Source organism: Sedimentibacter sp., from assembly GCF_038562225.1.
Lineage (GTDB): Bacteria > Bacillota > Clostridia > Tissierellales > Sedimentibacteraceae > Sedimentibacter.
In genome coordinates this window covers 125,427-150,963 of record NZ_JBCFAS010000001.1, presented here as the reverse complement: position 1 = coordinate 150,963, position 25,537 = coordinate 125,427, and the positions used below count along the sequence as shown (strand labels likewise).

25 protein-coding genes and 1 tRNA gene are annotated in these 25,537 nt (G+C 42.1%); 2 read left to right on the top strand and 24 right to left on the bottom strand.

Annotation, left to right across the window (positions count from 1 at the left end; genetic code table 11):
* Window positions 1-73: 73 nt before the first annotated feature.
* From AAGU76_RS00730 to AAGU76_RS00665, 14 genes are all read right to left on the bottom strand, one after another.
* Complete coding sequence (locus AAGU76_RS00730; RefSeq protein ID WP_342483523.1) at window positions 74-1,867, bottom strand: YgiQ family radical SAM protein; 1,794 nt, start codon at window positions 1,865-1,867, stop codon at window positions 74-76.
* A gap of 164 nt (window positions 1,868-2,031) precedes the next feature.
* Window positions 2,032-2,607 carry a phosphate propanoyltransferase gene (locus tag AAGU76_RS00725; protein WP_342483522.1) on the bottom strand — a complete coding sequence of 192 codons (576 nt, stop codon included), beginning with the start codon at window positions 2,605-2,607 and terminating at the stop codon, window positions 2,032-2,034.
* Window positions 2,608-2,691: 84 nt separating this feature from the next.
* The gene (locus AAGU76_RS00720) at window positions 2,692-3,588 is read right to left on the bottom strand and encodes a hypothetical protein (protein WP_342483521.1); all 897 of its coding nucleotides are present in this window, start codon (window positions 3,586-3,588) and stop codon (window positions 2,692-2,694) included.
* Between the two features lie 78 nt (window positions 3,589-3,666).
* Complete coding sequence (locus AAGU76_RS00715) at window positions 3,667-3,840, bottom strand: hypothetical protein (RefSeq protein ID WP_342483520.1); 174 nt, start codon at window positions 3,838-3,840, stop codon at window positions 3,667-3,669.
* A 19-nt stretch (window positions 3,841-3,859) separates the two neighbouring features.
* Entirely contained in the window at window positions 3,860-4,402 is a 543-nt protein-coding gene (locus AAGU76_RS00710) for an XRE family transcriptional regulator (protein ID WP_342483519.1), read from the bottom strand.
* Between the two features lie 112 nt (window positions 4,403-4,514).
* Entirely contained in the window at window positions 4,515-4,703 is a 189-nt protein-coding gene (locus AAGU76_RS00705) for a CPC_1213 family protein (protein WP_342483518.1), read from the bottom strand.
* Between the two features lie 62 nt (window positions 4,704-4,765).
* Window positions 4,766-5,032 carry a DUF2007 domain-containing protein gene (locus tag AAGU76_RS00700; protein WP_342483517.1) on the bottom strand — a complete coding sequence of 89 codons (267 nt, stop codon included), beginning with the start codon at window positions 5,030-5,032 and terminating at the stop codon, window positions 4,766-4,768.
* A 200-nt stretch (window positions 5,033-5,232) separates the two neighbouring features.
* Window positions 5,233-5,802, bottom strand: coding sequence for a hypothetical protein (locus tag AAGU76_RS00695; protein WP_342483516.1), 570 nt, complete (start codon window positions 5,800-5,802; stop codon window positions 5,233-5,235).
* Between the two features lie 102 nt (window positions 5,803-5,904).
* The gene (locus AAGU76_RS00690; protein ID WP_342483515.1) at window positions 5,905-6,420 is read right to left on the bottom strand and encodes a transcription repressor NadR; all 516 of its coding nucleotides are present in this window, start codon (window positions 6,418-6,420) and stop codon (window positions 5,905-5,907) included.
* 70 nt (window positions 6,421-6,490) lie between these two features.
* Window positions 6,491-6,564 (bottom strand) — tRNA-Pro (locus tag AAGU76_RS00685).
* Window positions 6,565-6,609: 45 nt separating this feature from the next.
* Complete coding sequence (locus tag AAGU76_RS00680; protein WP_342483514.1) at window positions 6,610-7,482, bottom strand: DNA glycosylase; 873 nt, start codon at window positions 7,480-7,482, stop codon at window positions 6,610-6,612.
* Window positions 7,483-7,492: 10 nt separating this feature from the next.
* The gene (locus AAGU76_RS00675; RefSeq protein ID WP_342483513.1) at window positions 7,493-8,137 is read right to left on the bottom strand and encodes a hypothetical protein; all 645 of its coding nucleotides are present in this window, start codon (window positions 8,135-8,137) and stop codon (window positions 7,493-7,495) included.
* A 23-nt stretch (window positions 8,138-8,160) separates the two neighbouring features.
* The gene (locus tag AAGU76_RS00670) at window positions 8,161-10,335 is read right to left on the bottom strand and encodes a DNA topoisomerase III (RefSeq protein WP_342483512.1); all 2,175 of its coding nucleotides are present in this window, start codon (window positions 10,333-10,335) and stop codon (window positions 8,161-8,163) included.
* 168 nt (window positions 10,336-10,503) lie between these two features.
* Window positions 10,504-11,187: a single-stranded DNA-binding protein gene (locus tag AAGU76_RS00665; RefSeq protein WP_342483511.1), complete on the bottom strand. Its 684-nt coding sequence runs from the start codon at window positions 11,185-11,187 to the stop codon at window positions 10,504-10,506.
* 210 nt (window positions 11,188-11,397) lie between these two features.
* On the opposite strand from AAGU76_RS00665, the gene ychF reads away from it, so the two are divergent.
* Window positions 11,398-12,489 (top strand): redox-regulated ATPase YchF, encoded by a 1,092-nt coding sequence (gene ychF, locus AAGU76_RS00660; RefSeq protein WP_342483510.1) that lies wholly within the window; start codon window positions 11,398-11,400, stop codon window positions 12,487-12,489.
* A gap of 51 nt (window positions 12,490-12,540) precedes the next feature.
* On the opposite strand, the gene AAGU76_RS00655 is transcribed toward ychF, so the two are convergent.
* The 9 genes from AAGU76_RS00655 to AAGU76_RS00615 all read right to left on the bottom strand — a co-directional run bounded on the left by AAGU76_RS00655 (window position 12,541) and on the right by AAGU76_RS00615 (window position 23,936).
* Window positions 12,541-13,491 carry a 3-hydroxyacyl-CoA dehydrogenase family protein gene (locus tag AAGU76_RS00655; protein ID WP_342483509.1) on the bottom strand — a complete coding sequence of 317 codons (951 nt, stop codon included), beginning with the start codon at window positions 13,489-13,491 and terminating at the stop codon, window positions 12,541-12,543.
* Window positions 13,492-13,545: 54 nt separating this feature from the next.
* Entirely contained in the window at window positions 13,546-14,832 is a 1,287-nt protein-coding gene (locus AAGU76_RS00650; protein WP_342483508.1) for a GntP family permease, read from the bottom strand.
* Between the two features lie 60 nt (window positions 14,833-14,892).
* On the bottom strand, window positions 14,893-15,654 hold the full coding sequence (locus tag AAGU76_RS00645; RefSeq protein WP_342483507.1) for a 3-hydroxybutyrate dehydrogenase: 762 nt from the start codon (window positions 15,652-15,654) through the stop codon (window positions 14,893-14,895).
* Window positions 15,655-15,674: 20 nt separating this feature from the next.
* A complete protein-coding gene (locus AAGU76_RS00640) occupies window positions 15,675-16,325 on the bottom strand; it encodes a 3-oxoacid CoA-transferase subunit B (RefSeq protein ID WP_342483506.1) in 651 nt (216 codons plus the stop codon).
* 2 nt (window positions 16,326-16,327) lie between these two features.
* A complete protein-coding gene (locus tag AAGU76_RS00635; RefSeq protein WP_342483505.1) occupies window positions 16,328-16,978 on the bottom strand; it encodes a CoA transferase subunit A in 651 nt (216 codons plus the stop codon).
* A gap of 13 nt (window positions 16,979-16,991) precedes the next feature.
* Window positions 16,992-18,170, bottom strand: a complete 1,179-nt coding sequence (locus tag AAGU76_RS00630) for an acetyl-CoA C-acetyltransferase (RefSeq protein WP_342483504.1) — start codon at window positions 18,168-18,170, stop codon at window positions 16,992-16,994.
* Between the two features lie 277 nt (window positions 18,171-18,447).
* Window positions 18,448-20,154 carry a sigma 54-interacting transcriptional regulator gene (locus AAGU76_RS00625; RefSeq protein WP_342483503.1) on the bottom strand — a complete coding sequence of 569 codons (1,707 nt, stop codon included), beginning with the start codon at window positions 20,152-20,154 and terminating at the stop codon, window positions 18,448-18,450.
* 175 nt (window positions 20,155-20,329) lie between these two features.
* Window positions 20,330-21,781 (bottom strand): aminoacyl-histidine dipeptidase, encoded by a 1,452-nt coding sequence (locus AAGU76_RS00620; protein WP_342483502.1) that lies wholly within the window; start codon window positions 21,779-21,781, stop codon window positions 20,330-20,332.
* A gap of 103 nt (window positions 21,782-21,884) precedes the next feature.
* Window positions 21,885-23,936, bottom strand: coding sequence for a thioredoxin domain-containing protein (locus AAGU76_RS00615; RefSeq protein WP_342483501.1), 2,052 nt, complete (start codon window positions 23,934-23,936; stop codon window positions 21,885-21,887).
* A gap of 164 nt (window positions 23,937-24,100) precedes the next feature.
* Here AAGU76_RS00615 and AAGU76_RS00610 point away from each other — a divergent pair, with 164 nt between their 5' ends.
* Window positions 24,101-24,559 (top strand): staygreen family protein, encoded by a 459-nt coding sequence (locus tag AAGU76_RS00610; protein WP_342483500.1) that lies wholly within the window; start codon window positions 24,101-24,103, stop codon window positions 24,557-24,559.
* Between the two features lie 155 nt (window positions 24,560-24,714).
* Here the strand turns inward: AAGU76_RS00610 and AAGU76_RS00605 are convergent, their stop codons facing one another.
* Entirely contained in the window at window positions 24,715-25,491 is a 777-nt protein-coding gene (locus AAGU76_RS00605; protein WP_342483499.1) for a hypothetical protein, read from the bottom strand.
* Window positions 25,492-25,537: the final 46 nt, after the last annotated feature.

Genomic DNA, 25,537 nt, shown 5'->3' with positions numbered 1-25,537 from the left:
AATGTGAAAGAATTTGCAATATTCTAATTATTAAAAAACGCTTAAAAATTCCCGCAAAATCTTGATTTAAATCTTAATTTTTTCTTGGCTTTATTAGAGCTTTTGGACCGTATCCTATCAGGTCGCGCCTGTTTTCCTTAAGCAGCGCCCTTTCGACAAGATCATAATTTTCCTTCTTGCTGTACTGCATCAAGGCTCTTTGCATTCTCTTTTCTTCCTTGTCTCTGGGAACATATACCTTTTCATCTGTAAGCGGGTTGATGCCTGTATAATACATGCAGGTGGACAATGTGCCCGGAGTGGGATAGAAATCCTGCACCTGCTCCGGCATGTGCCCCATGTCTCTTATATATTCCGCAAGTTCAACTGCATCCTTGAGCGTGGAGCCCGGATGGGAAGATATGAAATATGGAACAATGTATTGTTCCTTGTTCATTTTTTTGCTGATGTCGCTGAACTTTTTTACAAACTTGCTGTAAGTTGCTATGGAAGGCTTGCCCATAAGCTTCAGAACAGATTCAGAAACGTGCTCCGGTGCGGTTCTAAGCTGTCCGCTGACATGGTGGCTGCAAAGTTCCTCTAAAAATTCATCATTATTATCATATATTGCGTAGTCATATCTTATGCCTGAACGAATGAAAACTTTTTTGATTCCTTCAACCTTTCTGATTTTCCGCAGAAGTTCGATATAATCACTGTGATCCACTTGAAGGTTTTTGCATTTTTCTGGAGTAAGACACTCCTTATCCTTGCAGGCACCAAATTTTTCCTGTTTTTTGCAGGCCTTAATTCTGAAATTTGCTGTGGGTCCCCCCACATCGTGGATGTAGCCCTTGAATTCTTTGTCATGTTTCATCTTTTCAACTTCTGAAAGGATGGACTCATGACTTCTGGCCTGAATTATTCTTCCCTGGTGGAAGTTGAGCGCACAGAAGCTGCATCCGCCGAAGCATCCCCTGATGCTGGTTATGCTGAACTTTATTTCATTAAGAGCCGGTATGCCGCCGTCTTTTTTGTAAACAGGATGACAGTCCATCATGTAGTCCAAATCGTATACATCGTCAAGCTCAGAGGTGCTCAGTGTTTCCATGGGCGGGTTCTGGACCACGTATACAGTATCGTACTGTTCAACCAGCGTCTTTCCGGAAATTGCATCAGTGTTTTCATACTGTATCTTAAAGCTTTTCGCATATTTTTGCTTTGACGAGGAAACCTCTTTATAATCAGGCAAAAATAGAGGCTCATATGGCCGTTCCCTGTCCTTGGTCTTATAAACTGTGCCGTTTATGAACGTTATTTCCCCGATGGGCAGTCCGGAGTCCAGTGATTCGGCAATTTGGACAAGCGCCTTCTCTCCCATGCCGTAAACCAGAAGATCTGCTCCCGAATCCAGAAGCACGCTTCGTTTTACCGTATCGCTCCAGTAATCGTAGTGGGCTAATCTTCTTAGGCTGGCTTCAATTCCGCCTATTATTATTGGTACGTGCCTGTAGGCTTCCCTTATGCGGTTTGAATACACTGTCACTGCTCTGTCCGGTCGAAGATTCGCCTTGCCGCCGGGAGAATATGAGTCTGTGCTTCTTTTTTTCCTGAAAGTTGTGTAATGATTAACCATGGAATCGATGTTTCCCGAATTAACCAAAAAACCAAGGCGAGGTTCTCCCAGGACCTTGAAGGAATCCAAATCCTTCCAGTCAGGCTGGGCAATTATTCCCACCTTGTAACCGTATCGTTCAAGAAGCCTTGAAAGGATTGCGGCTGCAAATGATGAATGGTCCACGTATGCGTCTCCTGTAACAAACACAAAGTCGCATTGATCCCATCCTCTCTTTTTCATATCATCTATGCTGATTGGCAAAAAATCCATGTATCCTCCAAAATATTTGATATTTTAATTATACCATCAAACAAAGGATTAAAACAATATAAAATATGTTCCTACTATATTATCGTCATTTTACGCAAAAAAATAAACGGAAGATAAACTTCCGCCATTTAACCATTTTGATTTACATAAAATATATTTATGTACTATTTTATTACTTCTACTGCATCTCCGTTTTTAAGTCCTGCTGCATTTCCTTCTTCTACGTCAAGGTGCATATCCAAAGCAAATGAGTCACTTACCCTTATAAGCACGTTGTCAAAAGTCAGGCCTCTCTGTCCGCCAACTTTTACAGATACAACGTCCTTATCCTTAACGCCGAATTTTTCTGCGTCTGTTGTATGCATATGAATGTGTCTGGAAGCCACTATAACACCTTTTTCGAGTTCAACTTCTCCGCAGGGTCCAACCAGCTTCAAACCAGGTGTTCCTGTTGTGTTTCCGGAATCTCTGACTGGAACATCCTTAAGTCCCAAGGCAAATCCGTCTGCCATTGATATTTCCACCTGTGTTTCCGGTCTTGCAGGTCCGAGTATTCTTACTCCCTTTAAAGTTCCCTTTGGTCCTACCAGATCAACCTTCTCGTCGCAGGCATATTGACCCGGCTGGCTCAGATCCTTAATGCATGTCAACTCATGTCCTTCACCGTACAATATATTTATATGTTCCTTGCTTAAATGAACATGCTTGTTTGATAAACCCACTGTTACTTGAAAACTCATTTCATCCTCCGTGTTTTAATATTTTCTTGTAAAATTATAATATACATTGAAAATAATATCAACATCAAATTGGACTTTTTTCGATTATTTAGCTTTTTTTTTCAGGTTAATCCCCGCAATTGTGTAAAGCAGTCCAACTACCGAAAGAAGAGAAAAATAGTAAAATATGTATCTGGATACAAAACTCCCGCTCATTATTCTGGACGAACCATAAAAGAAAATTGCTGCCAAAATATATATGACAGTCTTTTTGTTTCCGAAAATGTTATTCTTGATTTCCTCCCTGCTCTTAATCACATTTTTCTCTTCTGTAAGTCTATGTATGAAGCTTTCATCTTCGGGCAGCATTTGATATCTGCTCATAATTTCATAAAGCTCATCAACTCCTATGCGGTTAATTTCAAGCCTGTCTTTGAATTTTTCAAGCATTTCCGTAGCTCCGTCGCTCAATGAGCCCGTATAAACCATATGACCGGTTTTTATGCTGTTCTGTCCCATGTATTCAATCATGTTTCTGACATCGAGCCTTTCAACATCAATGTCCGCATAAGTCCTGAAAATCATGATACAGTGTATTATCCCGTCTTTTTCGGCCAGGTACATGTGTCTGCCTTTTTTTACGTAATTTCTCCAACCCTCCTTACCGAACAAAAAACCTATAAGAATTTCAAAATCTTCAGTATTTATTTCATCCAGCCTCTTTCTAAAGTGTTCCTTCTTCTTCCTTAAAATAAGTTTTTCCTTTCCCTGGTCCGTTTTCCTGTCCACGTTAAGTTTGTTGATCAGCGTGAATACGGCAAACACCTGGGCGGCAAACAGTGCTGAAATGAAAAAATCTCCTGTCATGATGTAAAATACCAATAAAACCGCAATGCTCAGCATAACCTTGTACAAAGCCAGGTCTATCCTGTAGCTCATGTAATTCCTGTCGCCTATGGCTTCCTTCACAAACGCTTTTTTCAGGTTTTTGTCTTTCGTCATAAAATCACCTCTTTTGAAATTTTTTCCAAATTTCATGATTTTATGCAATAAAAAACTGCCCAAAGGACAGTTTCTTCATTAAATGCCGTTTACGGCCTGCTCCAGCTTGTCAAGATGCTTTATAGGGAAATAAGCCAACAGTTCCTTGAACTGTTCAACCGTCAACCCCTGAGCGGTAGTGTATATTTTTATTTTCTCATCCAGACTTGCATTGATGAATTCTTCCTTGATATCTTCAAATTTCTTTTCCATAATACTCCTCTTTTCATAGTTAGTAAGCTGCAGGCGATGTTATGCACATGTACTGTGTCGTCTCTTCCGAGGGATTGAAAAGCTTGTGCGGAACATCAGAGCATATGTAGATGCTGTCGCCTTCTTCGATTATTTCATTGTAATCCGCAAAGTTCACAATCAATCTTCCTTTAAGTATTATTACACATTTATCAAAATCTATTATCGAAAAATTTTCACTTTCCCATTTTCCAGGTTCCAAAAAACTTTTATATACCGAAAACCTGTTGTTTCGTCCGTTTCCTATAGGAATAAGGAACTCAAGTTCCTGATTGTTTTCAGGAATGGTGAGCTTTTGCCTTTCTTCCTTCCTCGTAACTGTCACATTGCCCTCTTCGTCAAGAAAATAGTAAGGTGAAACATTGAAAACCTTGCATATCTTGGTCAGAGCCGACAGTGAAGGTTCTATCAGGTTTCTTTCAACCTGGGAAATGTAGCTTGAAGTAAACCCGGACTTTTCTGACAGTGCATCTATTGTCATATCATTGTATTTGCGCAGTTTTCTAACCTTGTTGCCGTCCATAAATTTACTCCGTTAATTAAATTTGTAAAATGATATTACTCTAATCAGCAAAAATAGTCAACTGTTTTGTATTGCATCTATTCACAAAAAAGACGCCTCCGGGCGTCTTTCTCTATCTTTTCACTTGATTATGGGTACTGTTCTTTTCGTTGTGGTCAAATTCGTTCTGCAGGTTATCATCCTTAAGTCCGAAAACCGCCCTGGCACTTTCAGCCTGTGGATTGTGGCTTATGTGCATTGATCTGAATTTGCCGTCTTCCTTCTTGTTGTTGCTTGTACTTTTCATTTTGTTGTCAGACATGATTGCTCCTTTTTCTGCTTTTTATATTATTATGTCAGCTTTCAATATGAATATGCGCAAATTTAAATTTCATCGTCAATCTGGTCGCTCATGTGGCTTGATTCAAGCAGTTCCCTTGCCACATCCAGAACATGGGCAGGCACGTACAGGTCTATGCCGTACAAATTTGTGCCTGTGTAAATTTCCATAATCTCTCCGGTTCCCTTTTCCTTCTTCAGCACCGGAATACCGTATGATCTAAGCTTAGACATTATGATTTCAGCTTCAACCTTGTTAAGATTAAAAAGCAGCAGCGCTTCATCGTCGCCGTCTATAAATTCGTCAGCCATAAACATCTCCTAGTATTTTTTATTTTATTATACTGCTAATCGCAAGAGATTTCCACATAAATGTAAAAATAAAGCCTCAGGCTATAGGATTATGGTCAAACCTGAGACTATACTTTCTGTTTTTTCATCGGATGATAGAATCTCCAAAAGAGACCCTATCATCTAGATGAATTTATGAGGGAATACGGAATTGGTATTAGTTATTGATTTACACTAGCCTGCTTAGGAAGCTTTACAGATTTTGTCACCGGCTTCCAGATTGCCTGAGCCAGATAGAAATCTATCATGCTGTGGAAGACGGTTCCCACTCCTACAAGCAGAATTACAGATGTCACAAACCCCTTTGCATAGTATCCGGAGCTCATGTTGTTTCCGAAATAAAACGGAATGACCACCAGAACCTCGCTGACGCCGTGGATAAGTGCAATTCCAAAAGAGTACAGCACAGAGGATTTCACCGTTCTTAACATTTCAGGACGTTTTTTCAGAATAAGGGAGCCTGCCAAAGCAAACACAATGTGAGAAGCAGCCCTCATCACAACAACTATGGGGAAACCTGCCAGCAAAAACCCTGCTGCAGAACCTACAGCAACGAATACTGCAGTTGAAGGAGATATGAACATGGCTATAAAAATTGCGACATGGCTGGCCAAGGTGAATGAAGCCGGTTCCATGGTAATTTTCAACGGCGATATTATAGGTATTATAATTCCGATAGCACAAAGAAGCGCGGATATTACCATTGAATTAAGACTGTTGTTTTTTTTCATAAATTTTTCCTTTCCAACAAAATCATATTATCACATGTATTTACTTGTGTCTTGACACCTGATTATACAATTATAGAAAAGGATTTTATTTTTGTCAATACCTTATTCGCAAATAATGTTTTCTTTTTTCAAAGCTTCCCTTATTCTGACGAAAGTCTGATCATCAGCGCACCTGATAGTGTGCAGGTGGATCCCGCCTGTAAGGTGCATAAGAGGCTGTGCTGCGTTGTTTTTAATTTTATCCATGAAAAGATCCGCGTCATACCGGGATGAGATTCTGAGCTCACCTGTTATCTGTCCGTATACCGGATGCTCAACTGTAACATCTGCAACCGTTCCTCCGTTGTCAACCACAGCGTACAGTTCCATGATCATATTTTTGTCGTCATGGCAGCACGCCACAGTGTAAGTGTTCTCTGTCTTTTCAAAGTCTGAGTTTATTACATACCCTCTGGGAGTTGCTGAAATTTTCACTCCGGCTGCTCTCATAAGAGCAATGTCACCGACAATTACCTGTCGGCTAACAGAAAACTGCCTGGCTAAGGCATTGGCGCTTACAGGTTCAGTGTTGTTTCTGAGAGTCTTTTCAATATTTTTTCTTCTTTCTTCTGAAATCATAACGTTCTCCACGCAAATATTAAAAATCTGGCAAATTTGCATTTGCCAGATTCCTGTTGTCCCATAAAAGTCGGAGTGAAAGGATTTGAACCTTCGGCCTCTTGGTCCCGAACCAAGCGCGATACCAAGCTTCGCTACACCCCGACAACATTTATTATTATAATCATATTTCATATGATTGTCAACAGTTTATTTTCCTATATTTAACTCCCGAGCGTAGTAAAACAAATATTGCTGGGCGTATCCAGAGAGCTTTCCGAACTTGCTTTCGGCGAAGCTTCTTATGTCTTTGTCGCTGGTGTCCTTATCGACATAAAGTGTCTGCATAACCCTTCTTACCCATACGTCCACAGGAAATGTGTCAAACTGCTTCATGGAAAAGAGAAGTATGCAGTTTGCAACCTTATCTCCGATGCCGCAATAGCTTTTAAGATAATCCAGTCCTTCCTGGTAGCTTTTGCCCTTCAGGCTGTAGACTGTGTCTTTCTCCTTCAGAAACCTTGCAGCCGCCTCCTTTATGCGGGGAGACCTGAATCCGGCCCTGCATTCCATGATCTTATCAACTCCAGCTCCGGCAAGCTTTTCTGCAGATGGAAATGCGTAGTAGTCCCTGCCTCTGTACTCTTGGATATATTCTCCGAACATTTTGCTCAGGTTTTCTATGACCTTCTTTATCATGGGTATCCTGTTGTTTGCCGATATCATGAATGAAATCATTGTTTCCCATTCGTCCTGGTTCAATATTCTTATGCCACTGCCAAAACATATGGCCTTGTCCATAATTTCATCTGTGTTAATCATTGTCTTTATAAGGCCGTAGTCGGTATCCATATCGAAGTAATTTTTCACGTACATTTCATAGTCCTTCATGGATACATTGTCAAATATGACCCTTGAGCCTTCCTGTTTTACGTTGATTACATTTTTCCCCACAACTCCCGTATATGAGCCGTCTTCTTCCCTGTTCCATCTGAAGCACTGCCCGCAGTCGAATATGTGCGTGATTTCAAAATCCTTGACATCATCTATTACAATCTTGTTTTCTTTTTCGGTTATTTTCATTTTTCACCTGTCATTCTGCCCTTGCCAGATTTTCGATAAAGCTTCCCCTGCCGCATTCTGCAGCCTTGATGAAGTTTGCTTCAGCCTCGCTTATGTTGTCTTCCTGTTTGTTTATTTTGCCAAGAAAATAGTATCCGAATGATTTTCTGTAGTCATTGGCGCCGCTTTGAGAAAGTTCAGCAAAGTATTCCTTCTTCCTCTCTCCCCTAAAATAATCAGAAACAGCGTATACTATTTCAACCATCTCCGTATAGTAGCTGTTATCCTTGTATTTTTCCATGACCTGTTTTGTTTCCTCCAGCTTTTTCAAGGCCTCTTCTGTTTCTCCCTTGAACAGAAGACTTAAAATCAGATTCTGCAAGTAAATGGGTTCCCAGTTTCCAGGCACGCTTTCAGCTATGTCTTCAAGTGTTTCAACAGCTTCATCAAACCTTCCGTCATAAAACAAACCTGTTGTCTTCTGCAGTATATTGACTGCCGGATTCCTTCCCGCCTTTTTCTTCTCAAGCAGCTTGTCAAACTCCCTTACATATCTTCCCGGCTGTTTATCCTCGAATAAGATCCTGTTTAATCTGTTGATCTGATCGACCTGATTTTTAGCCTTCAAAAATATTATAACTATGAAAATTATCATGAAAAATACTACATATTCCATATTATCTCCTCGAATGTGAATTTTTACAGTTTAAGCTTTGACAAGGCATCCGCCAGAGCTGTGTTTATGTTATCTTCCTGAGATTTGTTTTGCTTTGCAAGAAACCTGGATGCTTCTTTTTTTGATACTGATGTTGTTTCAGTTTCTTTTCTGGTTTTCCAGGATGCAAGTTTTTCCCTGTAACCGCACTGGCACACGAATATCTTTCCTTCCCCTTCTCCGCGAAGCTCCAGCTTTTTGTGGCAGTTGGGGCACCTGGCGTTTGTAACCTGAGACAACCCTTTTTTGTAGCCGCAGTCCCTGTTCTGGCATACAAGCAGCTTACCCTTCTTGCCGTTGACTTCAAGGAGGTAACTGCCGCACTCAGGACACCTTTCCCTCGTCTCGTTGTCATGGATGAACTTCAAGTCGCTGGAATTTATCTCTCTGATAACCTTCCTTGTGTATTCCTTCATGTCGCTGAGGAAGCTGTCCTTGTTGAGATTACCCCTTGATATATCGTTAAGTTTCTGTTCCCACTGTGCAGTCAGTACCGGAGACTTAAGCTCTGCAGGAGCCAGCTCCAGAAGCTGCCTGCCCTTTGAAGTGGTGTATATGAATTTGTCCTTTTTTTCTATTACAAAGCTGTTGAAGAGCTTGTCGATAATGTCTGCCCTTGTTGCAACTGTTCCAAGGCCGCCTGTTTCCCCGATGGTTTTTTTAAGTGACGAATCGGCACTTTTCATGAACTTTACCGGATTTTCCATGGCCGAAAGAAGATTTGCCTCAGTAAACCTTGAAGGCGGCTTTGTTTCACCGGTTGTCACGGAAATTTTGTCAACGCGCACTTCGTTTCCCTTAGCGAATTTTCTTAATGTGTCTTCGCCCAGATCATCAAGCTCTTCATCGTCCACATATCCTCCGTATACTTCCTTCCAGCCTGCGTACAGCGTAATTTTTCCGACAGCTGTCATTTCTTCAGCCCCTATTTTTCCTGAAACTGTGATTTTCTCATATTCAAAAGGCTTTGAGAGCACAGCAAGAAATCTTTTAACAACCAGGTCGTAAATTTTCCTTTCCCTGTCTGACAGGTCGTTTAAAAATACTGTCTGTTCAGTGGGAATTATTGCGTGGTGATCCGAAACCTTAGAGTTGTTGACGAAGTTTTTGCTTCCTCTTATGGGGTTTGAACTTATCCTGAATCCTATTTTTGCATAGGGACCCACGCTGCATGCCTTCACCCTGTCCTTCAGGGTTTCAACTAAATCCTCTGTAAGATACCTTGAATCGGTCCTGGGATATGTCAAAACCTTGTGATGTTCGTAAAGTCCCTGCATGGCTGACAGCGTCTCCTTTGCCGAAAACCCATACAAATTGCTGGCATCCCTCTGAAGCTCCGTCAGGTCGTACAGCAGGGGTGCATATGTTGAAGCTTTGTTTCTGGATACGTCAATAATAGTCAGGTTCTTTGATTTCATGCTGCTTATTGCACTCTCGCACTTTTCTTTAGAAAATGTCCTGGTGTCGTTGTTTTTGCCGTGCCATGTAAATTTCACGCCGCTAGCGTAGGCTTCTATGCCGTAAAACGACACAGGCTTGAAATTTCTTATTTCATCCTCCAATGCAGCAATCATTGCAATTGTGGGAGTCTGAACCCTGCCGCATGAAAGCTGCGCATTGTGCTTAACAGTCAGTGCGCGGGTGGCATTGATGCCAACAATCCAGTCAGCCTCAGCTCTCGCTTGGGCAGAAGCAAAAAGGTTGTCATAAAGATGACCGTCCTTAAGCTTTTCAAACCCTTCTCTTATAGCCTTATCGGTTACAGAGGATATCCAAAGCCTTTTTATGGGCTTATGAACGTTTGATTTTTCCAGAATCCATCTGGCCACCAGCTCTCCTTCACGGCCTGCATCTGTTGCTATTACAATTTCATTTACGTCCTTTCGTTCCAAAAGGCCTTTAACCACGGTATACTGCTGCCTTGTCTTTTTGATGACTTCTGTTTTCATCTCCCTCGGTATTATGGGAAGATCCTCCATTTCCCACTTTGCATATTTCTGATTGTAGCTTTCCGGGTCAGCCAGAGTCACCAAATGACCCAAAGCCCATGTAACTATATATTTGCTGCCTTCCACAAATCCGTTTCCCGACTTGGCGCAGCCCAGTACCTTTCCTATGTCCTTCCCTACGGAAGGCTTTTCTGCCAAAACTAATATCATTTCATCTTTCCTTTTCTGTTGATTTTAATATTGTACCACAATATGATAAAATTAAAAATATATTTGTTAAATGAAATGAATATAAGGTTTCATCAACATATATTTCTTGGCCAAAATAAAAAGGCGTTTGCTCAACGCCCGGTATAACTCATAAAGAAAATTGCGGTTTCATTCTTCATCTTCCAATAGTTCTTCTTCTTTTTTCCTGTTGTTTTCGGTTTTTATATGTTCAAGCTTTGTAACAGATACCTCATAGGCAGTCTTTGTCTCATAGGATTCATTGTCATTCTTTTTCTGGTACTTCCTGCTTTGAATCCTCCCCCAGAGCTTAACGTGGTCCCCAACCTCCAGCTTTTCGCAGTACCTTGCATTTCTCCCCCATGCAATGCAAGGTATGTAGTCGGACTTGTTGTAGGAGCGGTTGACAGCTATGAGCATATCTGTTATCTCCCTTCCGAAAGGAGTTGTTCTGAATTTCGTTTCCTTGCAAAGGTAGCCGTTTAAAAAAACTTCGTTGGGATGCTTCTTCATTTCTTCAAGTTCGTCATCGTCAGGAACAAATATATCTCTTACAAAAACCCTCAGCAGAAGTTTGTTGCTGGTATCCTCATACCTGTTGTAAGATCTGAACTGGCCGTCAACCACTATATAATTGCCTATGTCCATATTTATGTCGTCAATAAGCCTTTCTGATATGATAACTGGCAGCAAATCCCTTGTTTCGCTGAGTCTGGGTACCTCCAGATAAAATTCGTAAAACTTTTCCCCGAATACTTCATGGCTGAATTCCATACTGCTGTTTATTTTGCCGACAACTCGTATATAGTTTGACTGCATTTGTTTTTCGTTCATTCTATTTCTTCCCCCTATAATTTGTCTTATATATTCCATCATATTCAGCATCAACCAATATATGATTTATCTTTCAAAAAAATATTAACGTTTGCAGAACGGCCTTCGCCTACGAGCTTGAGAAATATATTGAAATAACACGTTCCTTGTTATATAATAACTTGACATACAATAATATTGTAAAGCGAAAGGACGGTTAATTACGTTAATATGAAACTAGGTATAGTAGGACTTCCAAATGTGGGCAAAAGCACATTGTTCAACGCAATAACATCAGCTGGAGCAGAATCAGCCAATTATCCTTTTTGTACTATAGAACCGAACATAGGTGTTGTGGAAGTGCCGGACAAAAGATTGGACTTCTTGACAAAAATGAGCAATTCAGGCAAGACAGTCCCTGCAGTCATAGAATTTTTCGACATTGCCGGTCTGGTCAAGGGAGCCAGCAAGGGTGAGGGCCTCGGAAACAAATTCCTTTCACACATCAGAGAGGTTGAGGCAGTTGTTCATGTTGTAAGATGCTTTGATGACGACAATGTAATACATGTTGAGTCTACAGTTGACCCCAAGAGGGACATTGAAATAATAGAGCTGGAACTTGTACTTGCAGACCTTGAGGTAATGACAAAAAGGCTTGAGAAGATATCAAAGATGGTTAAAAACGACAAGTCCTTGCAGCCGGAGCTTGAGTTGGTTCAAAAAATAGTGAAGGCACTTGAAGAAGAAAAGCAGGCGCGGTTCCTTGACTACACCGAAGAAGAGGAAAAGATGCTCAGGACTTTCAACCTCATTACAGCGAAACCTGTGCTGTATGTGGCCAATGTTGATGAAAACTACATCGACAACCCTTCATCCAACATGTACGTTGACGATGTAAAGAAACATGCTTCTCAGGATAACTCCGAAGTAATAACAGTATGCGGAAAAATCGAAGAAGAAATTTCAGCCCTTGACGATGATGAAAAGAAGGAGTTCCTCCAGGAACTGGGTCTTGAGGAGTCAGGCCTTGACAAGCTTATACGCGCCAGCTACCACCTGCTTGGACTCATAAGCTTCTTCACCACGGGCCCTATGGAATCAAAGGCATGGACCATTATCAAAGGAACCAAGGCACCGCAGGCAGCCGGTAAAATCCACTCAGATATAGAAAGAGGCTTCATACGCGCTGAAGTCACATCCTACAAGGATGTAACTGAATGCGGCTCAATGCAGGCAGCAAAAGAAAAAGGCCTCATGCGTCTTGAAGGCAAGGAATATGTCATGGAAGACGGAGACATTGTGCTGTTCAGATTCAATGTATAAATGAAAAAAGAAGGCGAACTGCTGAAGTTCGCCTTTTATTTATTAATATGGTTATCCTTTGTCCTTGTGGATGTGTTTCAGCATCTTGAAAAAGTTTTTGTCTCTTCTTGACATGGCTTCTTCGCCCTTGCCGTTGGAATAATCATACCATCCTCGTCCTGATTTCACTCCCAGCATCCCGTCGTCCATGAGCAGCTGCTGGAGTTTGGTGGGCTTCTTCTCATCGCTCAGCTCGTTGAATAGGTAGCTTGAGATGTAGTAGAATGTGTCAAGGCCGCCCAGATCTGCAGTCTCAAAGGGTCCCAGAACCGGATATCTGAAGCCGGGTCCGAACTTCATAGCCTTATCAACATCCTCAACTGTTGCTATTCCTTCCTCAACTATTTTAAGAGCCTCTCTGTAAACAGCAAACTGAATTCTGTTTCCTATGAATCCGTTTGCGTCCTTAAGCACAACCACTGATTCCTTGCCTATCCTATCAACAAGCTTCTTTAAGAGCTGCACCGTTTCATCCGTGGTCTCATCGGCCTTCACCAGTTCAATAAGTGGGATTATGTGCGGAGGATTCCACCAGTGCATTCCAATGAACCGCTCTTTATGTTCAATCTTCGCACAGATTTTGTTTATGCTGAGCCCTGAAGTGTTTGTGGCAAATATGCAGTCCTTGCGGGCTATTCCTTCGACTTCCTTCCAGTAATCCTGCTTTATGTCCATCTTCTCGATTATGGCTTCAACAATTATGTCAGCATCAGAAAATACACTTTTGTCAGTGGAATAGCTGATATGCTTCAGAGATTCCTCAGCCTCTTGTTCCGTTAATAGCCCCTCTTCTATGAGAGTCTTCTGATTCAAGAGAATAATCCTTCTTGTATTATCAAGATATTTTTCTGCTATGTCGGTAACCACAACATCATATCCGTTTTGCGCAAATATCTGTGCTATGCCGGAGCCCATTGTTCCTCCGCCGGCTACTCCGATCTTTTTTATGTCTTCAAGTTTCAAAATACACCTCCTGATTATCAGTTTTATACCGCTGGGCGGTTGTAACTATCTTTACTAATAGATTCCAAGACTTCCCAAAAGAATGGCAGGTATGGATGATACAATAGGAAGTATCAGTGAAGTCATGCAGATGTCAATGTATGAATCCTTGTGTGTCATTCCTGTAACAGCCAGCAGCGTCAGCACTGCACCGTTGTGAGGAAGAGTGTCAAGACCTCCGGATGCCAGTGATGCTACTCTGTGGAAAGCTGCAGGGCTTATTCCTGTTTCAGCAGCAATAGCCATGTATTTTTCCCCCAATGCTTCAAGAGCTATGCTCATGCCTCCTGATGCAGAGCCTGTTGCTCCGGCCAGCAGGTTTACTGCAATTGCTTCAGAAATAAGGGGTGTGCCGGGAACGTTTAAAAGAATCCCCGTCAGTGTGGCAAATCCCGGGACTGCCTTTACAACCGTACCGAATCCAACTGCCGCCGCAGTGTTGAGTATAGCAGTTATGGATCCTACAGCACCGTTGCTTATGGATTTCGTAAAGCCCTGGTACTTGTTGAAGCTTATAACCATTGACAGAACTATACCGCATAGAAGTGCTACAACAATATCCCATTTGAAAACGTTCATGGTAACTATTACAGTTATGAGAGGAAGGAATGATAGAAGTGGATTTGGCAGACTTGCATAGTCAACTTCCACGGCTTCCTTGTTCTTAGGTTCCGTAAACACGTCCCCTGCCGCCGTAAACTTTCTCTCTCTGTACTGAAGCCATGCAACTCCAAGAACAAACATCAGTATTGCTGCCAGTGAACCCATGATTGGAGCAGCTGTGGCTGTGGTTCCGTAGTAATTTGTAGGAATTATGTTCTGAATCTGAGGAGTGCCGGGGATTGCAGTCATGGTGAATGTGAAAGAACCAAGGGCTATTGCTCCCGGTATGAGCTTTCTTGTTATGTTTGCTTCCCTGAAAAGCTCCAGTGCAAGAGGATACATTGCAAATACAACAACAAACAAGCTTATTCCGCCATAGGTCAACACTCCGCAGCCTACAACAACACCGACGATTGCCCTTTTTGGTCCTAAAGTTTTTGTAAGCCAGTGTGCTATTGATTTGGCAGCACCGGTGTAGTCCATCAGATGCCCGAATATGGCACCCAGCATAAATACAGGAAACCATGATTTCACGTAGCCTGCAAGTCCGGTCATGTATGTATCCTTGTAAAGTGCCAATGGTTCCAGGCCTCCTGTTAGACCTACGACCAATGCGCACACAGGGGCAACCCAAAGAATCGAGTACCCTCTGTAAGCCAAAAACATCAAAAGCACTAATCCTAAAATAATACCAAACATATATTATCCTCCTATTTTTATTATTGAGGAGTCAGCAAAACTGACTCCCTGTAGTGTTGCTTAAGCGCAGGTCCAGCCGCAGTCGATTGTCAGCATTGTTCCCGTTATGTAGGAACCTGTGTCAGAGCATAAAAATTTTGCGACTTCGCCCACATCGTTTGGTTCAAGCAGTTTCTTTACGGCTGCTTTTTGAAGCATGATGTCTGAAATTACTTTGTCTTCGGAAATTCCATGAGTCTTTGCCTGATCTGCTATCTGCTTGTCTACAAGAGGTGTCCTTACATAGGACGGACAGATTGAATTTACGGTTATGCCGTATTTTGCTCCCTCCAGGGCTGCCACCTTTGTGAGCCCTCCGAGGCCGTGCTTTGCAGATACATATGCAACCTTAAATTCGGAAGCAACGAGTCCGTGTATGGAGTTAAGGTTTATTATTCTTCCCCAGCCCTGTTGTTTCATTGTGGGCCATACATACTTCGTGAGAAGGAACGGAGCTGTGAGCATCAAATCCATCATGAAATCCCATTTATCTTCCGGGAACTCTTCGATGGGGCAAACCGTCTGAATTCCTGCAACATTAACAAGCACATCCACCTTGGAAAACTGTTCAACGGTAAAATCCACCAGTCCCTTGCAGTCTTCCCTCTTGCTGAGATCTGTCTTTATGTATAATCCGCCGATTCTGTCGGCTTCTTCCTTTAACTTTTCTTCATTTATGTCGGCCATTACAACCTTTGCTCCGTCCTTTGCAAATGTTTCGGCTATGGCTAGACCTATGCCGCTGGCAGCTCCTGTAACTATACAAACTTTATTTTCTAACATCTTATCCCTCCACTTATAATTTATAATTCTATGTTCTTCAAATCTTCAGAAACAATAAGCGTCGCTCCCGTGGCAGCTTGAACCTGTTCAACAGTGAACTCCGGATTGATTTCCTTCAGAACAATTCCCTGATCTGTAATTTCCATCACACCCATTTCCGTCACTATTAGGTCCACCGCATGCACTGCTGTAAGGGGAAGCGTACATTTTTTAAGAATCTTATGGTTTCCTTTTGCCGTATGATTCATTGCCACAATAACCTTCTTCGCTCCGGTAACCAGGTCCATGGCTCCGCCCATTCCGGGAACCATCTTGCCGGGAACCATCCAGTTGGCAAGATTTCCTTTTTCATCTACCTCCAGCGCACCAAGAACTGTTGCATCCACATGACCTCCTCTAATGATAAGGAAGGACTCTGCACTGTCAAAGAACACTCCTCCGGGATTTACTGTGACGTGAATCCCTCCGGCGTTTACAAGATAAGGGTCTTCCATTCCCTTTTCGGGGGCAGGGCCCATGCCCAGAAATCCGTTTTCGGACTGAAGAGTAATTTCAATGTCATCAGGAATGAAATTTGCAACCATGGTCGGAAGACCGATGCCTAGATTGACCACGTCTCCGTCTTTCAGTTCCTTTGCGACTCTTCTTGCTATATATTCTTTTTCATCCATATCTAATTACCTCCCACAATATAATCAATGAAAATTCCGGGAGTCATAACGTCATCCGGGTCTATTTCACCAACCTCAACAATTTCATCTGCTTCTACGATTACAACATCAGCAGCAGCTGCCATTATGGGATTGAAGTTTCTCGTTGCCTTTGCATATCTTACGTTGCCTTTCTTGTCAACCTTTGCCCCCACGATGAGAGCAACGTCAGCCTTCAAAGGTTTCTCCAGAAGATATTCCTCACCGTCAACGGTTATGATATCCTTGCCTTCGGCTACTACGGTTCCAAGACCTGTTGGAGTCAGTATGCCCCCAAGTCCTGCTCCGGCAGCTCTTATTCTTTCAGCCAGTGTACCCTGAGGAACCAGTTCAACATCAAGTTCCCCTGCATTCATCTGGTTGCCTGTTTCCTTGTTCGTTCCTATATGCGATGCAACCAGTTTTTTTACTTGTTTGTTCACTATGAGCTTTCCTATTCCTACCTCAGGAAATGATGTGTCGTTGGCTATGAGCGTTATGTCCTTCACTCCTTTTGCCACCATGGCGTCAATAATTGTATAAGGATTTTTGCATCCCAAAAAACCGCCTATCATGATGGTCATACCGTCATGAATCATGCCAACAGCTTCTTCAACTGAAATCACCTTGTTCAAATTGCTACCTCCTCTATCTCTTTACTATGAGTGATGTTCCCTGGCCTCCGCCGATGCAGAGTGTTGCCAGTCCTGTCTTCGCATCACGCTTAAGCATTTCATGTACCAGAGTGACCAGAATTCTTGTTCCGGAACACCCGATGGGATGGCCAAGAGCTATGGCTCCGCCGTTTACATTCGTTTTATCCGGGTCAAGGTTTAAGTCTCTTACAACTGCTATGGATTGTGCTGCAAAGGCTTCGTTTGCTTCCACAAGGTCAATGTCTTCTATTGTCATGCCAGCCTTGGCCATAGCTTTCCTTGATGCCGGAACAGGACCGTATCCCATTATTTTCGGGTCAACTCCTGCAGATGCGTAGGATACGATTGTTACAAGCGGAGTGATTCCAAGTTCCTGAGCCTTTTCCTTTGACATTACCACAACTGCAGCGGCTCCGTCGTTAATTCCGGAAGATGAAGCGGCTGTTACGGTTCCGTCTTTTTTGAAGGCTGGTTTCAACTTCTCCAGGCTTTCAAGAGTTGCACCGAATCTTGGGAACTCATCTGTGTCAACAACAATTGGATCACCTTTTCTCTGTGGTATTTCAACAGGAACTATTTCATCCTTGAACCTGCCTGCTTTTATGGCTGCTTCTGCTCTGTTCTGACTTCTTACGGAAAATTCATCCTGATCCTTCCTGGTTATGTTCCACTGCTCTGCAATGTTTTCTGCAGTTATTCCCATGTGATAGTTGTTGAAAATGTCAGTTAGACCGTCGTGGACCATAGTGTCTACTATGGCTCCGTCACCCATTCTCTGTCCCCATCTGGCACTTGGAACTATGTAAGGAGCCATGCTCATGTTTTCTGCTCCCCCGGCTAGAACTATGTCTGCATCGCCTGTCATTATTGCCTGTGCGGCAAGCTGAATCGTCTTTAAACCAGAACCGCAAACCTTGTTTATGGTCATGGAAGGCACCTCAAATGGTATTCCCACTGCTACGGATACCTGTCTTGCCAGATTTTGTCCGATGCCTGCCTGAAGGACGTTGCCGAATATTACCTCATCAACCATCTCAGGTTTAACGTTCGCTCTTTCAAGTGCTCCCTTCGCAGCAACTGCTCCGAGATTAACAGCCGAAACATCCTTTAGCTTTCCTCCAAAACTTCCGATGGGGGTTCTTACTGCACTTACAATTACAACCTCTTTCATGTTTCCTCCCTTTTCCATATTAATAAAATTCAATATTTTATTTACGCTTATAGTAAAGCAAACTCCGTGCCAAAGAACAAAAAAATCTTTAAAATTATTTATTATTGAATTTTCAATGGTTTTGTAATCAGGCCAACAAATGAAAAGAAAGGCACAAAAAAATGATGTAGATTGTTATCTACATCATTTAATATGGTCAGAAACGTTTGCTTACAAAATCATGGTCTTAGTGCCTGTAGACAATTTTCTACATCAAATAACCCTTGTAGAATTTTTTCTACACAATATTTTTTATGTCAATTCCGTATGATGAAAGCTTTTTATACAATGCAGTCCTATGGATGCCAAGCATCCTGGCTGCTTCGGTCCTGCTTCCGCCCGATGACTTGATTGCAGACACGATTGCATCTATTTCAGCGTCAGCTAACTTGTCTTTAAGCTGTTTGCCGCTGTGTACATTCTCCTCATGATTGAGCTTGTTGCTTATGTATTCAGGAAGATTGCCGATGTTCACGCAGCTGTTTGAAGACATGTTAGCAGCCCTCTCCAGCACATTTCTGAGTTCCCGGACATTTCCCGGCCAGTCGTGAAGCTTCAGAGCCAGAAGAGAATCCTCCGATACCTTCTTGGGTTCAAGTCCCACAGCCTGAAGCTGCCTGGACAATATATCCTCGCACAATATTTCTAAATCGTCCAGTCTCTCCCTAAGGGGAGGTATTGTTATGGCCACTACATTGAGCCTGAAATATAGATCCTGCCTGAACAGTCCTTTTTCAACCAGATTTTCCAGATTTTCGTTAGTGCATGCAATCACCTTCATATCCAGCTTTATGGCAGTGTTGCCACCTATTCTTTCGAATTCCCTTTCCTCAAGAACTCTCAGGAGTTTGGCCTGCATGCTGAATGGCATGGAGCTTATTTCATCAAGCAGTACTGTGCCGCCGTTTGCCAGTTCAAACTTGCCTATTTTTCCTTCTTTCTTCGCTCCGGTGAATGAACCTTCATCGTATCCGAAAAGCTCAGATTCCAAAAGCTCATGGGGTATTGCTGCGCAGTTAATTCTTACGAAAGGAGCCTTTCGTCTGAAGCTTGCATCATGGATTGCATGAGCGAAATATTCCTTTCCGGTTCCGCTTTCGCCTTCTATGAGAATTGTTGACGAAGAGTTGGCTGCCTTTTTTGCAATATCCTTTATTTTCAGCATTTTATCATTTTGAGTGATAATGTCGCCAAAGTTGTAATTTGCACGGTACATTTTCCCGATTTCATTTTTATATATGTTGACTGTATTTTCAAGAACCTTTATCTTGTTGGCCAGATCCTTAACCTCTTTAACATCCTTGAACAGCACCGTCCCTACGGCACCGATAACGTGGCCGTCTTTTACGATGGGGGTTCTGCTAGCAATCATGTCATGGCCCTGTATTCTTTGAATGTCATACAGCTCCTTGTTTCCTGACTTAACCACCAGATGAAGCCTTGTGTTTTCAATAACATCCTCCACCGGCTTACCCAGCACATCTTCTTCCTTTATTCCAAATAGTTTTTCATAATTCCACTTGATAATCCTGGCTTCCTTATTGACAAGCACCATACCCTGGTATGAGTTATCAAAAATATCCTTCATAACATTAAGGCTTTTCCTTAATTCCTCAATTTCGTAGCGGGTTTCGTCGATATCTGAAGTTTCCTTGAAAACGACCATTGAATATGCGGTCGTACCATCATAGATATAATTGAAAATCTTAACCATGACTCTTTTGCCACCCACTGCTATTTCCTTATCAAAACTGCCGCCGATTCCTATCAGTTCCGCCAGACTGAATTTCTTTAATACATCCCCTGCTTTTTCCGGTCCTTCGCTTTCAACACTGAATAGCTTATTAAAGCTTTCGTTGGTTATAAAATTATTGTTTGAATCCATAAATAATATTCCGTCGCTTAGAAAGTTCAACAGTTTGCGAAAGTCATTTAAACCAGTCATACTTCACCACCCTCATATGATTTCCACCTGTTGAGATAAATACCCCTTTAAAAATGCCCTTAAACAATTATATACTAATATGAAACCGTTGTCATGTTAAATTTTTTTAGTTATTTTACACTTTCGTCTTTTTTCGACAAAAAAGCGCCGGTTTCAGTTAACACGGCGCCTAAAATTATTTTAGTCTTTTCAATATCTGGCACAAAAATTCGAACACTCTTCCTGCTGATGAAATGCTCATTCTTTCCTTTGTTGTATGAACGTCGAACAGGTCGGGACCCAGTGAAATCATGTCTATGTCTCCAACCTTTTCTTTAAGAAATCCGCATTCAAGACCTGCATGTATGGCTTCTACCTTAGCTTCTTTGTTGTACATGTCCCTGTAGGTTTTCAGCATGAGCTCCCTCAAGGGCGAATCAGCTTTGTACTGCCATTCCGGATAATCTGAAGATAAATTAGCTGCTGCATGTGTAAGATTGCTTATTGCTTCAATCCTTTCTGCTATTTCTTCCTTTCTGCTTTTTACTGAGCTTCTGATGGAGTTGCTTATGACAACTTCATTTTCCTTTATTTCCACAATTCCGATGTTGTTTGAACTTTCCACAAGACCTTTGATGTCGCTGCTCATGGTCTGTACCCCGAAAGGCAGAAGTCTCAGCAGGGAAACAAGGTTCCTCCTTGACTGTACGCTTAATATCCTGCTGTTTTCCGTCTTATTAATCTGGACGAACAGACCTGGATCTGATGTTTTGTATTCATTTTTAAACATGCTTTCCATTTGGGCTACTGCGTCTTTCAAATTTTCTTCACATTTTAGGTCGACCGCCACAGTGGCCTTTGCTTTTAATGGAATGGCATTTGTCTTAGTGCCGCCCTGAACGTTTGAAATCTGAATTTCAAATTGCTTGTCAAGACCGTATAAAAGTCTTCCCATAAGGTTGACAGCGCTGGCCCTGTTCTTGTCAATCTCCGCGCCTGAATGGCCGCCCAGCAGTCCGGCAATGACCACTTCATAGGAGCATTGGTCTGCAGGGCATTCTTCCCATTCAACAGGGAGTGTCACCGTGCTGTTTACGCCCCCTGCGCATGAAGTCCAGAATATTCCTTCCTCTTCAGAATCCAGATTTATAAGAATGTCACCCTTGACGTGGTCGGGATTAAGGTTTATGACTCCGTCCATGCCGGTTTCTTCGGAAACAGTGAATAAAGCTATGATTTCAGGATGTTCAAGAGTCTTTGACTCCAGCACCGCCATAGTCATAGCAACTGCAATTCCGTTGTCTGCTCCGAGAGTGGTTCCTTTTGTCCTAATCATGTCGCCGTCAACCACCACCGGAATCGGATCTTTGTCAAAATCAAATTCAAGGTCGTCGTCCTTTACGGCAACCATGTCCATGTGACCCTGAAGAATGACCGTTTTGCTTTGTTCATAGCCCGGCGTTGCATTTTTTTTGATAATGACGTTGAGAGTGTCATCCTGTATTACTTCCAGACCATGATCCTTTGCAAACTTAACCAGAAAGTCGCTGACCTGCTTTTCGTTTCCCGAACTTCTGGGGATTCTCGTAAGGGCTTCAAAGTTTCTGAACACAGCCTCCGGCTCCAGCCCTTTAAAAATATTTTCCATTGTACCCTCCAATTATTAAACTTCTTTTTCTATGTTTTTCTAAAATAGGTTATACTTTGAAGTGTAATACAAGAAAAATGCAATGTCAACATATACTGAACCATTACAAGACTTGCCTGCCCAGTTCCTTCTCAAGCTCTGCAGCATCAGTTATGGGAAGTGAGCAATTTTTGTTTCTGCACACATAGTACGTTGTCTTGCCGCCCTTCATGCTGTAATCTTTCACATATTTTATTACGTCAGCAGCACTTTTCACATCCTGATTTTTTAAAGCCACAACAGACGTGTTTACAACGGACAGGTGCCTGATTTTCTCTGTTGCTTCATTAAGTGATTCATCATCGCCTGCAATGCAGACAACCTCTGTGGTGGGATACAGTTCGTACATTGCTGCAAGAAGTGCAAAAGTGTATCCTGCCGGATAGTTTTCAATGCTGCCTGACAAAAAATCAAATTGTTTTTTTGACAGCTCTTCTATGCTTTCATCTCCGGTAAGCCGTGAAAGTCTCACAAGGTTGTACGCAGCGGCAGAATTTCCCGAAGGCATTGCACCATCATAGGTTTCCTTGGGATTGTATATGAGATTTTCTCCCTGCTTGCTTCCCAGGAAAAATCCTCCCTTTTCTTCATCCCAGAACAGTTCAGTCATCTTTTTTGTCAAACTCAGCGCTTTTTTAAGATACATCATATCAAATGAACATTCATACAGTTCAATTAGACCCCAGATAACCATAGCATAGTCTTCAACTGTGGCATTTTTCAGCACGGAACCTTCCCTGTATCGGGCTGCCAGGCGGCCGTCCCGGTCAATGAGATGTTCATCGATGAATCTCATCGCCTTCCTGGCAGCTTCAATGTATTGCCTTTCACCAAACACCTTGTGCGCAATGGCAAAAGCTGCTATCATCATGCCGTTCCACGAAGCCAGTATCTTGTCGTCCTTGTGGAGGCGGGTCTTTCCCTTTCTGTACTCATACAGCTTTGCATTCATATGTTCTATTTTTTCATTTCTTTCGAAATAATCATCGTTGTGAAGAAGATTAGGAATATTCTTGCCCTCAAAGTTTCCGCCTGCGGTTATGTTGTAATAATCATTGAAATATGAACCGTCTTCCCTGCCCAGTACCTTAATTGTTTCTTCTGGAGTGAAGACGTAGTATTTTCCCTCTTCCCCATCGCTGTCAGCATCCTGAGCCGAATAAAACCCGCCGTTTTCATGTGTCATTTCCTTTAGAACGTAATCCAGAACTTTGCAGGTTATATTCCTGTACAGCTCTATGCCTGTTGCTTCATAGGCAAAGGAATATGCTGCTGTCAGCAGTGCGTTGTCATAAAGCATTTTTTCAAAATGTGGCACCAGCCACCTGTCATCTGTTGAATACCTGGAAAACCCGTGTCCCACATGGTCAAACATTCCTCCCCTGAACATGCACTCCAGGGTTTTTTCCGCCATGAACAGCGCATCTTCATCTTTCTCAAGGGCGTAGAAGCTTAACAGAAACAAAAGGTAGCTTGGCTGCGGAAACTTTGGCTTTTCAGAAAACCCTCCGTATTCCTCGTCAAAGTTGTTCTCAAGGATTTTCACCGCTTCCAACACCGTATCCTTTGACAGATTTGCCTTAACCGGATGCTCATTTTCAAGTCCTCTGATTATGTCTGTTATCCTGTTTCCGGACCTGATGAGTTCATGCTTGTTGTTTTTCCATTTGTCTCTAACAATTTCAAGAAGCTCTGTAAGTCCCGTCATGCCGTATCTTGATTTTTTTGGAATGTAGGTGCCTGCAAAAAATGGCTTCTGCTCCGGTGTCATGATTATGGTCAGGGGCCATCCTCCGCTGCCGTTAAGTCTCTGTGCAACATTCATGTAAACTGAATCAACGTCCGGACGTTCTTCTCTGTCCACCTTGATGGATACGAAATGATTGTTTAACATTTCAGCTACTTCCGTATCTTCAAAGGACTCCCTCTCCATCACATGGCACCAGTGGCAGGTGGAATATCCGATGCTTAAAAATACAGGTTTATCTTCTTCTCTTGCTTTGTCAAAAGCATCGCTGCCCCATGGATACCAGTCTACCGGATTATGGGCATGCTGAAGAAGGTATGGGCTTTTTTCGTCAATGAGCCTGTTGGCTGTTGTGTTTAAGTTACTCATAATATCTACTCCATTCAATTATCGTTTGTTTTATAATACCCAGAATCCGTCAAAATATAGAAATAAAAACTGTAATCTGCCTCATTGTTGATTTAAGGTTTTCAAATTAACACCACGGTATCTTTTTCATATAATAATATAATTTATCAAAAGGAAGTGGTCAATTGAGCAATTTGAATCCTGGTAAGCTTTCAGTGGAATACAGGGAAGGTATTACAGCCACAGAACCAATTATTCCGAGGCGTTACACACTTACTCACTCTGATTTAACGGCAGAACTTTTTTTGACAATTGGGATGACATATGCTTATGATAAGATTAACTCAATGAGAGACGAGGTACTTGGAGAATGGATTAAGAATGGAGATAATTACCTTTACTATGTTTATTTGTATGTAGATGGGCAATTCAGTCCATTAGAAGCACAAATTAGGAACTATATTTTCAGGCGTGAACTTCCGCTTGCCCTTGAAGCCATCAGATTCGGTGACAGAAAATTTTTCAGCGCACATTCTGAACTGGATAGCTCACCAATAATAGTATATTTCTTATCTACTTATCCCGATTATAATAAAGCAGAAAATTGGGGAACTTTTTCTGACTATGATATTTCCAAATCCTGAATGCACTCGAAGATAAATCCCGGATAGCTCATATGATATGAAATTAATTGAAATAGCAAGGGACTTGGTACAGAACAGATTATTGTAACTCATACATTATATAATAACGAAAAGCCTCTGCCATCACATATGGCAGGGGCCTTTTCCAAATCATTTTAATTGTCGGTAACTGAATTTATTTTATGCAAATACTCATCAAGATGAACTACTCCTTCCTCTTCAAGAAACCTTTTAAGTTCTTCTTCCGTTGATATTGCCGCCATATCTAGGTGGCCTGCAAGCTTCGATGACACCGTAATGAGAAATCTGTCTTCACAAAGCTTTTTAACACTGGTCGTTTCAACAACCTTCTTTTCTATTATTACAAATTCCTTTTCGTCATCGTCTTCGTCCTGACTTTCTTCAGCTTCAAGCTCCTCTATTTCGTCTATTTCCCTGATATGGATTTCGGGGTAGGAACTTTCCGTGGTTTCGTCTATGATCTCAACCTGCATGGCCGCAATGTATCCGTGTTCTTCCTTGTATATGTAGGTTGTAACTGATTGTTCCCAGTTTTCGGCCAGATCAAACAGCTTTATTTCCTTATCATAGACAATGTATCCATGCCTGAAGTGGTCGAAGTCCTCATAGAAAAGACTTTCACTGAACTCAAGCTCCAACCCGTACTCCATGTTCATTATTTCAGCCAGTTCATGGGCAGAGTCCACATAGTCAAGGAGTCCTTCCCTGTTTTTAAGTTCATCTATCTTGCTGTTTAAATCATCAACAGTTAGTTCTCCCGTGTTGTCAACCAGAAGTATGCGGTAATAGTCGCTGATTGTGATCTGATCCTTGAAGTTTTGGCTGTCGCCTATGTAGCACCAGTTAAGCGTACCGTCCTCTGACTCATATATGTCTTTTTCTGCTGCACATTCCTTAAATAACTTTTTCATAATTTCTCCTCTATGTGAATTGAATAATGTTCTACGACTAATATAT